The sequence below is a fragment of the Mesorhizobium sp. M8A.F.Ca.ET.202.01.1.1 genome, assembly GCF_004791595.1.
Classification (GTDB): domain Bacteria; phylum Pseudomonadota; class Alphaproteobacteria; order Rhizobiales; family Rhizobiaceae; genus Mesorhizobium.
This window is the reverse complement of sequence record NZ_SRUN01000100.1, coordinates 1-381: the sequence shown is the minus strand read 5'-3', so window position 1 is coordinate 381 and position 381 is coordinate 1. Positions and strand designations below refer to the sequence as shown.

Genomic DNA, 381 nt, shown 5'->3' with positions numbered 1-381 from the left:
GCTGCACCGAGGCCAGGCCATTGTCGAGCGTATAGCTGTAGCTGCCGTCGCTGTTGAGATGCAGCGTGCCATAGGTGCCGACCAGGTCGTTGCCGACATTGCCAGCCGAGCCGTTGACGGCGCTGACGCTATGCGTGTCGCCATTGTCGACATCGGTGTCGTTGGAAAGCACATTGCCGCTGACCGGATTGGGATCGGCCAGCGTGTTGGTGTCTTCCTTCACCGCCGCCGCATCGGCCACCGCCACCGGCGCGTCATTGGTGCCGGTGATGGTGATGGTCAGGTTGGCGGACGAAGAGCCGCCGTGGTTGTCCGAGTTGGTGTAGCTGAAGACGTCGGTGACGGTGGCGCCTTCGGCAAGCTGCTGCACCGAGGCCAGGC

1 protein-coding gene is annotated in these 381 nt (G+C 64.0%); it reads right to left on the bottom strand.

The window, feature by feature from the left end:
* A partial coding sequence (locus EN845_RS34015; RefSeq protein ID WP_210235531.1) for an Ig-like domain-containing protein occupies window positions 1-381 on the bottom strand: 381 nt, incomplete at both ends.